The 13,583-nt window shown below is 37.3% G+C and carries 11 protein-coding genes and 1 pseudogene; 8 read left to right on the forward strand and 4 right to left on the reverse strand.

Translation table 11 applies throughout. The features are described 5' to 3' along the window. Positions 1-89: 89 nt before the first annotated feature. Positions 90-2,183, reverse strand: coding sequence for an elongation factor G (fusA, locus tag MT391_RS15970; RefSeq protein ID WP_499498971.1), 2,094 nt, complete (start codon positions 2,181-2,183; stop codon positions 90-92). 205 nt (positions 2,184-2,388) lie between these two features. After that, on the reverse strand, positions 2,389-3,303 hold the full coding sequence (gene menA, locus MT391_RS15975; RefSeq protein WP_499498973.1) for a 1,4-dihydroxy-2-naphthoate octaprenyltransferase: 915 nt from the start codon (positions 3,301-3,303) through the stop codon (positions 2,389-2,391). Between the two features lie 113 nt (positions 3,304-3,416). On the opposite strand from menA, the gene MT391_RS15980 reads away from it, so the two are divergent. The 5 genes from MT391_RS15980 (at position 3,417) to MT391_RS16000 (ending at position 8,952) form a co-directional block, all read left to right on the forward strand. Next, positions 3,417-4,733 carry an isochorismate synthase gene (locus MT391_RS15980; RefSeq protein WP_499498975.1) on the forward strand — a complete coding sequence of 439 codons (1,317 nt, stop codon included), beginning with the start codon at positions 3,417-3,419 and terminating at the stop codon, positions 4,731-4,733. Positions 4,734-4,743: 10 nt separating this feature from the next. Next, entirely contained in the window at positions 4,744-6,480 is a 1,737-nt protein-coding gene (gene menD / locus MT391_RS15985) for a 2-succinyl-5-enolpyruvyl-6-hydroxy-3-cyclohexene-1-carboxylic-acid synthase (protein WP_499498976.1), read from the forward strand. Beyond that, the gene (gene menH / locus MT391_RS15990; RefSeq protein ID WP_499498978.1) at positions 6,467-7,258 is read left to right on the forward strand and encodes a 2-succinyl-6-hydroxy-2,4-cyclohexadiene-1-carboxylate synthase; all 792 of its coding nucleotides are present in this window, start codon (positions 6,467-6,469) and stop codon (positions 7,256-7,258) included. Before menD ends, menH begins: the two co-directional genes overlap by 14 nt. A 19-nt stretch (positions 7,259-7,277) precedes the next feature. Next, positions 7,278-8,120 (forward strand): 1,4-dihydroxy-2-naphthoyl-CoA synthase, encoded by an 843-nt coding sequence (gene menB, locus MT391_RS15995; RefSeq protein ID WP_166371681.1) that lies wholly within the window; start codon positions 7,278-7,280, stop codon positions 8,118-8,120. Positions 8,121-8,349: 229 nt separating this feature from the next. Further along, positions 8,350-8,952 carry a peroxiredoxin C gene (locus tag MT391_RS16000; RefSeq protein ID WP_028868779.1) on the forward strand — a complete coding sequence of 201 codons (603 nt, stop codon included), beginning with the start codon at positions 8,350-8,352 and terminating at the stop codon, positions 8,950-8,952. 82 nt (positions 8,953-9,034) lie between these two features. Here MT391_RS16000 and MT391_RS16005 read toward each other — a convergent pair whose 3' ends face one another. Then, the gene (locus MT391_RS16005) at positions 9,035-9,340 is read right to left on the reverse strand and encodes a c-type cytochrome (protein ID WP_166371679.1); all 306 of its coding nucleotides are present in this window, start codon (positions 9,338-9,340) and stop codon (positions 9,035-9,037) included. A 62-nt stretch (positions 9,341-9,402) separates the two neighbouring features. Continuing rightward, positions 9,403-10,032, reverse strand: a pseudogene (gene can, locus MT391_RS16010) (carbonate dehydratase). A 53-nt stretch (positions 10,033-10,085) separates the two neighbouring features. Here can and MT391_RS16015 point away from each other — a divergent pair. The 3 genes from MT391_RS16015 (at position 10,086) to MT391_RS16025 (ending at position 13,285) form a co-directional block, all read left to right on the forward strand. Further along, positions 10,086-10,316 carry a YheU family protein gene (locus tag MT391_RS16015; protein WP_166371778.1) on the forward strand — a complete coding sequence of 77 codons (231 nt, stop codon included), beginning with the start codon at positions 10,086-10,088 and terminating at the stop codon, positions 10,314-10,316. Between the two features lie 225 nt (positions 10,317-10,541). Then, positions 10,542-11,180 carry a cAMP-activated global transcriptional regulator CRP gene (gene crp / locus MT391_RS16020; RefSeq protein WP_028868783.1) on the forward strand — a complete coding sequence of 213 codons (639 nt, stop codon included), beginning with the start codon at positions 10,542-10,544 and terminating at the stop codon, positions 11,178-11,180. A 269-nt stretch (positions 11,181-11,449) separates the two neighbouring features. Continuing rightward, entirely contained in the window at positions 11,450-13,285 is a 1,836-nt protein-coding gene (locus MT391_RS16025; RefSeq protein ID WP_499498981.1) for an SLC13 family permease, read from the forward strand. Positions 13,286-13,583 lie beyond the last annotated feature (298 nt).

Consider the following 13,583-nt stretch of genomic DNA (forward strand, 5'->3'; position numbering starts at 1 on the left):
TAATATAAAGCATAAAAAAACCCTCACTATTTTCATAGCAAGGGTTTATCAACTTAAAAATATTTCTTTATCCTAATTTAGGACAGAAATTATTTTTTAGCAGCTGCTTTATCAGCTTTAACTTTCTCAATCACAGCATCAGATACTGAACCAGGGCAAGGCATGTAGTTTTTGAACTCCATAGAGAACTGACCACGACCTGAAGTCATTGTACGTAGTGAACCGATGTAACCAAACATTTCTGAAAGAGGTACGTCAGCTTTAATACGAACACCAGAAGCACCAGCTTCTTGACCAGCAATCATGCCACGACGACGGCTAAGGTCACCGATAACATCACCAACATGGTCATCTGGAGTGAACACGTCTACAGCCATTACAGGCTCAAGAAGTTGAACACCAGCTTTTGGAATAGATTGACGGAATGCACCACGTGCTGCTAATTCAAATGCTACTGCAGATGAATCCACGGCGTGGAAACCACCATCGTAAAGTTCAACTTCAACGTCAAGTACAGGGAAACCAGCAAGTACACCATTATCCATCATGCCTTCGAAGCCTTTCTCGATAGCAGGGAAGAATTCTTTAGGTACGTTACCACCAACAACCACTGATTTGAATGTGAAACCTGAACCAGCTTCGCCAGGCTTGATACGGTAATCGATTTTACCGAATTGACCAGAACCACCAGATTGTTTCTTATGTGTGTAAGAATCTTCAATTTCTTGCGTGATTGTTTCACGGTAAGCAACTTGAGGTTCACCTACTACTAAATCAACACCGTATGTACGTTTAAGGATATCTACTTTGATATCTAAGTGAAGCTCACCCATACCAGATAGGATTGTTTCACCTGAATCTTGGTCTGTTTCAACACGGAATGTTGGATCTTCTGCAACCATTTTACCGATAGCAATACCCATTTTCTCAGTTGAACCTTTATCTTTAGGTGTAACAGAGATAGAGATTACTGGTTCAGGGAAAACCATTGCTTCTAGAATGATTGGATCTTTTGGATCACATAATGTGTGACCAGTTTGAACGTTACTTTTCATACCAACGATAGCGATGATATCACCCGCTTGTGCTGAAGTAAGTTCGTTACGGTCATCAGCTTGCATTTCACACATACGACCAACACGCTCAGTTTTACCTGTAGCAGCGTTCATGATGGTATCGCCTTTCTTCAATGTACCTGAGTAGATACGTACGAAAGTTAATGAACCAAAACGGTCATCTGTGATTTTAAATGCTAGTGCTTTAAAGCTTTCTTCAGCAGAAACAAGTGCGAATTTACCGTTTGGCTCGCCTTCTTCATCTGTAAGAGGCTGTGGGTCAACTTCTGTAGGTGAAGGTAGGTAATCAACAACAGCGTCAAGGATGTTTTGCATACCTTTGTTTTTAAACGCAGAACCACAGTAAGTAGGGAAGAATTCCATTGTACGCGTACCTTTACGGATACAACGTTTAATGTCTTCTAGAGATGGCTCTTCACCTTCAAGGTAAGCTTCAAGCAAATCATCGTCTTGACCTAGTGCTTCTTCAAGCAACATTTCACGGTATTCTTCTACTTTATCAACCATGTCCGCAGGTACATCAGTAAGCTCGTAGTTTTCTGGAAGACCAGTTTCATCCCAAACGTATGCTTTACGAGTTAGTAGGTCAACAACACCACAAAATTCGTCTTCTATACCGATTGGTAGAACCATAACTAGTGGGTTAGCACCTAGTACGTCTTTAGTTTGTTTAACTACGCGGTAAAAATCAGCACCCATACGGTCTAATTTATTTACGAAGATAATACGTGCAACTCGTGAGTCATTCGCGTAACGCCAGTTAGTTTCTGATTGTGGTTCAACACCACCAGAACCACAGAATACACCGATGCCGCCATCCAATACTTTAAGTGAACGGTATACTTCAACGGTGAAGTCAACGTGTCCAGGTGTATCGATTACGTTAAAACGATGATCTTTCCAGAAACAAGTTACAGCAGCAGATTGTATAGTAATACCGCGCTCAGCTTCCTGTTCCATGAAGTCAGTAGTTGATTCGCCATCGTGAGTTTCACCAGACTTGTGGATCTGTCCAGTAAGTTTCAAGATACGCTCTGTAGTAGTAGTTTTACCCGCATCAACGTGCGCGAAAATACCAATGTTTCTGTATTTACTTAAATCTGTCATTTTTTATACTCTGTATGTAAAAAATTGGAGGCTATATTCCCGCGGCATTATACAATCTTTGTAGTTAAACAGAACACAGTATTTAGAAAAAAGCGGAAATATGTTGTTTTTTTCGACTTTATTTTGTCATGTTTTATAAAAATAGCAAAAAAAACCGAAACAACTGGCTTTAAAACCAGTTATTAGCAGAATAATTAATCGATTTTTAAGCGATTAGAACAATCGCAAATAATAATGAAAATACAAAAGCACTGATTGCAGTGTTTTTCAGTTGTTCATTAAAAATCGAACCTTCTCGATCATCTTTCTTGATTGCTTCAGCAATTTGAATGCAGCTTTTCGCCAATGGGCTAGTAATTAATAGAAATAGATATTGCCAAAATTGGCTTCCCTCAAGCTGATAAATATAAAGTGAACTACATAACATTGCAGTACTGATAAGCAGTAAGTGATAAAAAAATGCTTTTTTACGCCCTAATAAAACCACTAAAGTGATTTTATTAGCCGCTTTATCACTATAAACATCACGCATGTTGTTAATATTTAAAACAGCTGCGCTTAATAAACCGACACTGATAGCAGGTAATATTAAAGAAATAGGCAACGTTAACGCTTGTAAATAGAAGCTCCCGAGTACACCTAATAAACCAAAGAACAGGAAAACAGCAATATCGCCCATGGCACGATAACCATAGGGTAATTTACCCATGGTATAAGTAATTGCAGCAATAATAGCAGCCACACCTAACCCTAAGAAAACTAGCCAACGAGTTAAGTCTCCGGCAAATGAAACGCTTAATAAAGAAAGTCCAGAAATGAGGCATAACCCAGTGACAAGCACTATTGCCTTTTTCATGGATGTTGCACTAATCAAGCCACTTTGCATCGCCCTTTCTGGGCCCGTCCTCTGATCATCAGCCCCCGTTAACGCATCACCGTAATCATTGGCTAGATTAGACAATATTTGTAGTAATAAAGCAGTTAATATAGATAATAAAAAAATACTCGCACTAAAAACTTGATGCTGTACCGCTAAGCCAGCGGCAACAATAATAGAAGCAACAGCTAGCGGTAAGGTACGTAATCGACACGCTTGAATCCAAACTTGAAATGATTTCACTAAAAGTCCTATAAAATGGTGATAATTGATAACGGCACTAGGAATAAGGTTAATATCGCGCTACATTAGCAAACATGAATAGATAAATATAGCACTGGGTTATAGTCGAAGATATGAACCAACTTCAACAACTACAAAAAACATTAACACAGCAATTACAATCATTTAGTCTTATTCACGGACACTTTCCGAGTACCAATTTAACAGTAACTATTGAAGCAATCAGTTTATTACCTTTATTAAAAGGACAAAGATTGGCTGGCCAAGAAAACTTACCTTTATTACCGCATATCTATTGGCAAAATAAAGAAAAAAGTACAACTATTGCGTGTTTCGGCGCTATTGAAACGTTACATCATATCCCCAAAGCTACTGAACAAGCATTTTATATAGGCGGCTTAGCTTTCCAACAGCAAGGTGAACAATGGCCTGACTTTCCGGCGATTCTTTTCATCAGACCATTAATGGTCTTTGAACAGTTAAAAGACTCTGATGAAGGCAAAGAACAAACACAAGTCACTTTCCATTTTAATGGTGTCCATAACATTAAAAAAACAATTGATAGCGTTAACTTGTTGCAACCTGCAGTACCATTAGTCGCATTTAATTCACAATTTCTGAAACGTCAAGATAGCCCTAATCAACAACAATGGGCTAAATTAGTTGATCTTGCCATAGAATATAAAGCTTTATTACCCAAAGTCGTGTTATCAAGAGAAACCGAATTATGCTTTGATACCCCAATCAACACTTGGGATATGATGGCACTTTGGCAGCAAGCTAACCCTAATAGTTTCCATTATGTTTTAAAACTATCTAATAAGCAGAGTTTTATCAGCTGCTCTCCGGAGCGCCTTTTCTCTCGTCGGCAGCGAACGGTAACAACTGAAGCTTTAGCAGGCACAGTGAATAGAGGCAGAAATAAACGCGAAGATGATCTGTTATTACAAAGTTTATTAAATGATAAAAAAATAGACCGTGAAAATCATATTGTCCAAGAATTCATTATTGCTAATTTAAAACAACTCAAAGCACAAGTAAGTTGCGCACCTGCTCAGGTTATGCAACTACACAATGTACAACACTTATGTGTGCCAATCACAGCTCAACTACTTGATGAAACCGAAGATAGGGATCTGTTATACAAATTACACCCTACTCCTGCAGTGGGTGGTACACCTAAATTACCAGCATTACAATTCATTAATGATAATGAGCCCTATCAACGAGGTTGGTACGCAGGTGCTGTTGGTTGTATAACTGAACATGAAAGTGATTTTAGTGTTGCCATAAGAAGCGCATTGGTAACTCAAAACTGTATTAAATTATTTGCAGGGGCAGGCATTGTCACCGGCTCTATTGCAGAACAAGAGTGGCAAGAGTTAGATAATAAGATTCGAACAATATTAACCATATTGGGAACATATTAGAGGGCATGCAATGACACAGGTAGATCACCAATATACCTTTCCCCATCAGCATCATAATATTAATTTATTATGGTCTAGCCTGTTTATTGAAGAGTTAACTCGATATGGTATCAGTGACTTTTGTATTGCACCGGGGTCTCGCTCAACCCCATTGACGCTGGCTGTTGCTAATCACCCCAAAGCAATAACACATGTTCATTTTGACGAACGAGGCTTAGGGTTTCTTGCATTAGGTTTGAGCCAAGCTTCATCAAAGCCAGTTGTAATCATCACAACATCAGGCACCGCAGTGGCTAATTTATATCCAGCAGTGATAGAAGCAAAACAAAGCCATATTCCACTGATCATTATTTCTGCAGATAGGCCTCCTGAACTAATTAATTGCGCAGCAAATCAAGCAATAGATCAGTATAAAATTTTTGCCGATTACCCAATATTTTTTGCACAAATCCCAACGCCGACGGAATCTATTAAAAGTAATTCTTTATTAACAACGCTCAACCAAGGTTTATTTCAGCAACATATAGATAAAGGCCCTATTCACTTTAATATGGCAATTGCTGAACCTTTTTATCCCGAACACAAAACCATTAACTTCAAAAATTATCTCAGTAGTTTAAAGGGATGGGATAGCCACAGTAGTCTTTACACAACTTACCATTCAACACAATACGATAAAGTTGTAGATAAAAATATTAACTTGAATGCAGAGAAAGTTTTAGTGGTTGTGGGGCGTATCAGTGATAAGCAGCAGGCAATGGCAATCGCACAGTTTTGCCAACAATTTGATCTCTTAATGTTCGCAGATGTTCAATCTCAGTTGCAGGGAACAGTAAATAATATAACCGGCTACGATCTATTATTATGCAGTCCGTCATTTAAGCACCATATTGATGAAGCAGATCTGATTATACAATTTTCAGATCACTTAGTAAGCAAAAGGCTAACACAATATATCGGCTCAACGGCCGCACCTATTTGGGTGGTTTCTGAATATACACAACGCATAGATCCTGCACATTGTGTCACTCAACGTTTTGTAAGCAACGCAAAAAACTTCATAAAACAAACCTACAATAATAAAAAAACAGATAAAAATTGGCTTGAAAAAGTAAAAAAATATCAAGAACGATTACCAGACATTATTAATCCCTATTTACTAGATGATCAGATTAGTGAAGCAAATAGTACTGCCCATGTATTAAATCACAGCAAAGATAATATTATGCTAGGAAACAGCCTCGCGATCCGCTTAGCTGATATGTTTGCCAATACAAATGCAACGATTTATAGCAATCGTGGTGCAAGTGGTATAGATGGAGTGATTGCAACGGCAGTGGGTATTGCAAAAAAGAGACAAGGGGCAACGACGCTATTAATTGGTGACACCTCTTTTTTATATGACTTAAATTCCTTAGCTTTATTAACACAATTAAAGCAGCCATTTGTGATCGTACTTTTAAATAATGATGGTGGGGGTATTTTCAATCTATTGCCCGTCCCTAAAGCACAACAGCAAGCATTTTATCAATTACCACATGGTTTAACGTTTGCCCAAACCTGTGCGCAATTTGCAATAGCTTATCAACAGCCTAAAACGTTGTCAGACTTTAAACAGAATTACCAACATGCGGCTTCAATAAACACAGAAAATAAAGCGACACTGATTGAGATCTGTATTAGTAATTTGATAACACCGACGCAGTTACAAGAGATCAAGGAGCAACTACAAAATGCCATTATATAGTGAACAGCAAGGCTCACCAGACCACCCTACTTTGGTTTTTTTACATGGCTTTTTAGGCAATAGAAAAGATTGGAAAAGGACCATTGAACATCTTAAAAATGACTTTCATTGTGTCACCATCGATTTGCCAGGTCATGGTTCATCAGTTGCTAATGTAGCACCTTTAGAAGGCGGCTTTGAACACTGCCATCAATTAATCAAATTCACCTTGGCATCACTTAACATTAACTCGTTTTGTCTAGTCGGATACTCACTGGGTGGGCGGATTGCATTAGATTACGCTCGAAGCCAACAGGACCCTCGTTTAAAGCATTTGATTTTGGAATCATGTCATATCGGATTAACGGATCAAGCATCCAAGCAAAGTCGCTATCAATTTGATCTAGCCTGGGCAGAAAAATTTTCAACTCAATCTATCGAAGAGAGTTTACAACAATGGTATGCACAGGCCATTTTTAATGATTTAAGTGAGCAACAAAAACAAACAATAATAAAGAAAAGAAGCCACAATTATGGTGTTTTCTTAGCGAACATGTTGCTTTCAACCAGTTTATCCCAACAACACTGTGCGCAAGACTTTCTGAGCAAAACAACGTTAGCGATTAGTTATTTTTATGGGCAAAAAGACACCAAATTCACGCAAATAGCTCAACTTATTCCACAAACAAACAATATAAAAACCCACTGTTTTAATGGTTTAGGTCATAACACTCACCAACAAGATCCCATAAACTACGCCAATAATATTAAACAACTATTCTTAACAGAGCATTTTTAAACATTAAGTTGGAGCCAATATGACTGATGCAGATTTCTATGCAGCGATAACGTGGAACGAAAGTTCTTTACCATTTGAAGATATTATTTATCACAAGGCCGAAGGTATTGCGAAAATAACCATCAATCGACCACAAGTTCGGAACGCCTTTCGTCCTCAAACGGTCAATGAAATGATGCAAGCTTTACATGACGCACGATATGATCAAAAGATTGGCGTAATTATTCTGACTGGTGCTGGAGATTTAGCATTTTGTTCAGGTGGTGATCAAAGTGTCCGTGGTGATTCAGGTTATAAAGATGAAGAAGGCGGCCATCATCTTAATGTTTTAGACTTTCAACGTCAGATCCGGACTTGTCCCAAACCTGTTATCGCAATGGTTGCTGGTTATGCTGTAGGAGGAGGTCATGTATTACACATGATGTGTGACTTAACGATTGCAGCGGATAATGCAAAGTTTGGTCAAACAGGCCCGAAAGTAGGATCTTTTGATGGTGGTTGGGGAGCCAGTTATATGGCACGTATTGTAGGGCAGAAAAAAGCACGTGAAATCTGGTTTCTTTGTCGTATGTATGATGCCCAAGAAGCAGTTGATATGGGCTTAGTGAATACAGTCGTTCCATTGATTGACCTTGAAAAAGAAACCGTGAAATGGTGCCGAGAAATATTACAAAACAGCCCAATGGCATTACGTTGTTTAAAAGCAGCACTGAACGCGGATTGTGATGGTCAAGCTGGATTACAAGAATTAGCTGGCAACGCAACCATGTTATTTTATATGAGTGAAGAAGGACAAGAAGGAAGAAATGCCTTTAATGAAAAACGTAAACCTGACTTCAGTAAATATGGACGAAACCCTTAATGCTTAGACTAAGCAACTAGTACAAGCACAAATAAATATCTGAATAAACCCGCCTTAATAAGCGGGTTTATTCATTCAGAACATAAAAACAACATTTCAATAGCTAAAAACTATCAAATTAATCGCTATAAACAATTCGCATATTTATTCCATTTAACGCATTCTACAGAAGTTATGCCTGATAAAAATTGTGCATGGCTTCATTTAAATCTATATAAAGGAAAATCTCATGGTATTAGTAGGTAAGCAAGCTCCTGATTTTACAGCAGCAGCAGTATTAGGAAACGGTGAAATTGTTGATAGTTTTAACCTAAAAGAATTCGCAAACGGTAAAGAAACAGTTATCTTCTTTTACCCATTAGATTTCACTTTTGTATGTCCTTCAGAACTAATTGCTTTCGACAAACGTTTTGGTGATTTCCAAGCACGTGGTGTTGAAGTTATTGGTGTATCAATTGATTCACAATTCTCTCACAACGCATGGCGTAACACTGCTATCAATGATGGCGGTATCGGTGCAGTTCAATATCCACTAGTAGCAGACGTTAAGCACGAAATTTGTAAAGCATACGATGTTGAATTAGAAGAAGCTGGCGTTGCATTACGTGGTTCTTTCTTAATTGACAAAAACGGCGTTGTTCGTCATCAAGTAGTTAACGATCTACCTTTAGGTCGTAATATTGATGAAATGTTACGTATGGTTGATGCATTACAATTCCACGAAGAGCACGGTGAAGTTTGTCCTGCACAATGGGCTAAAGACAAAGCAGGTATGGAAGCGACTCCAGAAGGCGTAGCAAAATACTTATCAGGTCACTCTGACGACCTATAATATTGATATTTAACTATCTTTTATTATGAATAAAAATGGCCTCGTTGAGGCCATTTTTGATCGCGTTGTAATATGAGTATATTTATTTCAACGAAGAATAATAAGCGGCTAGGTTAGCGATATCAGTATCACTTAAAGCTGCAGCCTGCGGTATCATCAATGCAGACATCCCCCCTTGTCGTTGTGAAGCTTTATACGCTTTTAAAGAAGAAGCTAAATACACTTCTTTTTGCCCTTTAAGGTTAGGGTAAATAGGTACAGCAGAAATACCTTCCGCACCATGACAAGCTACACAAACTGCCGATTTTGCTTTACCAGCTTCAATATCCGCAGCACTTGCAAAAAAAGGCAGCCCAACTAACAACAAACCAATTAACTTTTTGTTCATATTCCACTCCATTTGAATTTCACTATTTATTTTTGTACAACTAGCCTATTACTACAGGGCTATTAATTAATATGATATAAATCATTAATACTGTCGATATTATCAAAATTCACTTGTAAATCTTTTAAGCGTCGGTTTTTTACAGAATAAATCAATCCGTGCACCGTTAGATCTTGACCTTTAAGCCATGCGTTTTGGACACAGGTGGTATGGCAAACGTTTTTGACTTGTTCAATAATATTAAGCTCAGTAAGGTGATCTAATTTCTGCTTATCAGTCATTGACTCTAAAAATTCATGACGATGATTTACATACACATCTTTAATGTTTCTTAACTAGCCATCTATCAATTCAAAAGATTGTTTTTCCATCGCTGCGCGTATCCCACCACAGTCATAATGACCAGTTACTATGATATGCTTTACCTTTAATACATCAACAGCATATTTAATCACAGACATACAGTTCAAGTCGGTATGAATCACTAAATTAGCAATATTACGATGTACAAAAACATCACCGGGCATCAGACCTAATAATTGATTGGCAGGAACTCGACTATAGGAACAACCAATCCATAAAGACTCTGGTGATTGTTGTTCAGCTAAATGTGTAAAAAACTCAGGATCTTCTTTCAAGATATCCTCAGCCCATTGATTATTATTTTTGAGTAAATCATTTAACAAACTCATACTTCACCTTTAAATTACTGTATTGTTAAACAAAAGCCTAGATGAGTCCTTTTATGTTAATACCTTACCAACAACTTGATGCAATGACATTAAACAATTTAATTGAACAATATATTTTACGTGAGGGTACTGATTACGGAGAAGTAGAGTTTTCATTACAACAAAAAACGCAACAAATTTTAGCGCAAATAAAAAATGAAGAAATATTTATCATGTATTCAGAGCTAAATGAGAGTGTCACTTTGATTAGTAAGCAAGAGTTCAAACAGACTCAAAATAAATAAATAAATCATAGATCTTTGGTTAATTCCGAGAGCATAAGTGCAGAATTAATCAAAACCATAATAAATAAATCTTGTTTATGACCAAGATCTAATTTATTGCACAACTAATGTTGAGAAACATTATAGAGTTTGAAAAAAAAGCGATACAATTCATATACAAGTCTATTCGTGCAACAAATGAAAAGAAATAGCCATTAGCTATTCAATACAGATAAAGGGAAGTTTATGATCATTACCAAACCTCAAACCGATCCTACTTTAGAATGGTTTTTATCACATTGTCATACGCACAAATATCCGGCAAAAAGTATGTTAATTCATGCAGGTGAAAAAGCTGACACGCTGTACTTTATTGTTAAAGGATCTGTTGCTGTTGTAATTAAAGATGAAGATGGAAAAGAAATGATCCTATCTTATCTAAACCAAGGTGATTTCATCGGTGAATTAGGTTTATTCGACAAAGAAGAAGAACCAATTCGTAGTGCTTCTGTAAAAGCCAAATCAGCATGTGAAGTAGCTGAAATTTCTTACAAAAAATTTACTCAGCTAATTACAGTAAACCCTGAAATTCTAATGCGTCTTTCTCGTCAAATGGCGAACAGGCTACAAGTTACTAGTCAAAAAGTAGGTAACTTAGCATTTTTAGATGTAACAGGTCGTATCGCAAACACATTATTAGATTTAGCTAAGCAACCTGATGCAATGACACATCCAGATGGTATGCAAATCAAAATTACACGACAAGAAATTGGTCAAATCGTGGGTTGTTCACGTGAGACTGTTGGACGTATTTTGAAAATGTTAGAAGAACAAGGCCTTATCTCTGCACATGGTAAAACAATCGTAGTATTTGGTACGCGTTAATCGTATAACAATACAACAATAAAAAACCGCTTAATTGCGGTTTTTTTATATCCATATTTTTTATTTCTAACAATAAAGAACAATAAAATAGCGATATTTCACAATCATGATTCACACCGCAAAAAAACAAAAGCATTATGTTAAAATATTGATGATATCGTTTTTACTCTAGTCGAGATGTGTATTTCATATCAATGCCACCCAAACATCACAACCTGCATACATCTAATATATAAAATAGTAACAATACATTATTAAGGAGATGGCATTTGAATATTCCAGATCTACCTAATAATCATGCACTTGCAGTGTTATTGATCACCGTACTCGCATTATATTTATTTCGTCGTGAAGATATCCCTCTAGAAACATCCTCCCTTTCAATCATAGCGGCCCTCTCTCTATTATTTGTTTTCTTCCCTTTCTACGACGAGAAAGTCGCCCATTACTTTGAGCCAAGTTCATTATTTTTAGGATTTGGGCACGAAGCTTTAGTCACGGTTTGCGCATTAATGATTATTGGCCATGGTATTGTCCGAACTGGCGCATTAGAGCCTATCGGTAGATACATAGCCAAACTATGGAGAATAAGCCCAAAATTATCTTTATTATTAACGTTAATCTTAGCGGGTGCGCTAAGTGCATTTATTAATAACACACCTGTTGTTGTTCTATTACTGCCCATTTTAATCAGTGTCTCGTTACGTACTAAAACAGATTCATCACCATTACTTTTACCAATGGGATTAGCTACGTTAGTTGGGGGTATGGCAACAACCATAGGAACGTCAACAAACTTATTAGTCGTTAGTATTGCAAAAAATGTGGGGGTTATTGAATTTGAGTTATTTGATTTTATTCAACCAGCATTGATCGCTGCCGTTGTCGCAGTTTTTTATTTAGGACTTATAGCCCCTAAATTATTACCTACTCGTACACCTTCAATGCCAGATACTTCACCACGATTATTTACGGCGTATTTAAATATCAATGAAGACAGCACTGCTAATGGTAAAACCATTACAGAAATAATTAAACTGACCGATGGCGTGATCAAAATTGGAGGAATCCAACGTAATCAAAACCAGCAAAATATCATCCCTTTACCAGATACAGTGCTTATTGCTGGTGACCGTTTAAAAATACACGATTATCCTGATAATATTAAAGAGTATGAATCTGTATTGGGGGCGACTTTATTTTCTGATTCGGATAAGACTGATCAGCTACCTGCTTTGAAAGCAGGAGATCAAACACTAGCTGAAATTGTGATCATTGCAGGATCTGGGCTAGAAGGAAGAACTTTACAACAAACGAATTTTCTTAATAGAAACGATATATCAGTAATTGCATTACATCGAGCAGGAAAACCCATGGAAACTGCTCGTAGTGGTATTCCAAATACCTCTTTGAGAATTGCTGATGTGTTATTAGTACAGGGTAAAACAACACAAATAGAACGACTAAAATCTCAACAAGGTTTATTAATCATAGATGGTGCAGAGCAATTACCACAAACTAGTAAAGCGCCATTAGCGTTAGGCACATTACTTGCTGTCGTGCTCTCTTCAGCATTCGATTTATTACCAATTGAAATTAGCTCAGTATGTGGCGTACTAGTATTATTAATAACTAAATGTTTAAACTGGGAAGAAGCTTCTTCCGCCTTAAGTACCCAAGTCATTTTAATAGTCGCCGCCTCTTTAGCACTTGGTGCTGCGATGATGTCTACAGGAGGAGCAGAGTATATTGCACAAGTCTTTGTCGCAGTATCCTCTGATCTTCCACCAGGCGGAGTTTTATCGGCTTTGATGCTACTGCTAGCTATCTTAACTAATATTGTTTCTAATAACGCTGCGGCAGTTATTGGAACCCCCATTGCCATTTCTGTTGCTACTCAGCTTAATCTTTCACCAGAACCATTTATACTTGCTGTATTATTTGGGGCTAACTTAAGCTATGCAACTCCAATGGCTTACAAAACTAACCTATTAGTGATGAACGCAGGTGGTTATCAATTTTCTGATTTTTTACGTATTGGTATTCCCTTAGTCGTATTAATGTGGATAACCCTCTCATTATTATTAAATTGGATGTATTTATAGATATTATCCACTGAAGATTTAACAATATTGTTTAAGGCTAATGATTGTATTAGACATCTAGCAGATTTGTAGGGGATATTGTCGATGCAAAGATACCGCAGCATTCCACCATTCGCGAACTATTGCTGTTGGAACCGCCAAAGTAGACAAAGCCTAGCCCGCTCATAAAACGATGCTGTCGCATCATTCACCACTATCTATCGCACTCAAGGATAGCCACTGCGTGGCGCTTTATTTATCTTCTGCAAAGTAGTCAGTGCAGTCTAAACGCCTAATACCATTCCGCATAATTAGTTGG

It is taken from the genome of Vibrio sp. 1-Bac 57, from assembly GCF_037546855.1.
GTDB lineage: Bacteria > Pseudomonadota > Gammaproteobacteria > Enterobacterales > Psychromonadaceae > Psychromonas.

What these genes read in the sequence shown, in the direction of transcription:
- menH (WP_499498978.1), top strand. Translation starts at nt 6,467, where the DNA reads ATGCCATTATATAGTGAACAGCAAGGCTCACCAGACCACCCTACTTTG.
- menB (WP_166371681.1), top strand. Translation starts at nt 7,278, where the DNA reads ATGACTGATGCAGATTTCTATGCAGCGATAACGTGGAACGAAAGTTCT.
- MT391_RS16005 (WP_166371679.1), bottom strand. Translation starts at nt 9,340, where the DNA reads ATGAACAAAAAGTTAATTGGTTTGTTGTTAGTTGGGCTGCCTTTTTTT.
- MT391_RS16015 (WP_166371778.1), top strand. Translation starts at nt 10,086, where the DNA reads ATGTTAATACCTTACCAACAACTTGATGCAATGACATTAAACAATTTA.
- crp (WP_028868783.1), top strand. Translation starts at nt 10,542, where the DNA reads ATGATCATTACCAAACCTCAAACCGATCCTACTTTAGAATGGTTTTTA.
- MT391_RS16000 (WP_028868779.1), top strand. Translation starts at nt 8,350, where the DNA reads ATGGTATTAGTAGGTAAGCAAGCTCCTGATTTTACAGCAGCAGCAGTA.
- MT391_RS15980 (WP_499498975.1), top strand. Translation starts at nt 3,417, where the DNA reads ATGAACCAACTTCAACAACTACAAAAAACATTAACACAGCAATTACAA.
- menD (WP_499498976.1), top strand. Translation starts at nt 4,744, where the DNA reads ATGACACAGGTAGATCACCAATATACCTTTCCCCATCAGCATCATAAT.
- fusA (WP_499498971.1), bottom strand. Translation starts at nt 2,183, where the DNA reads ATGACAGATTTAAGTAAATACAGAAACATTGGTATTTTCGCGCACGTT.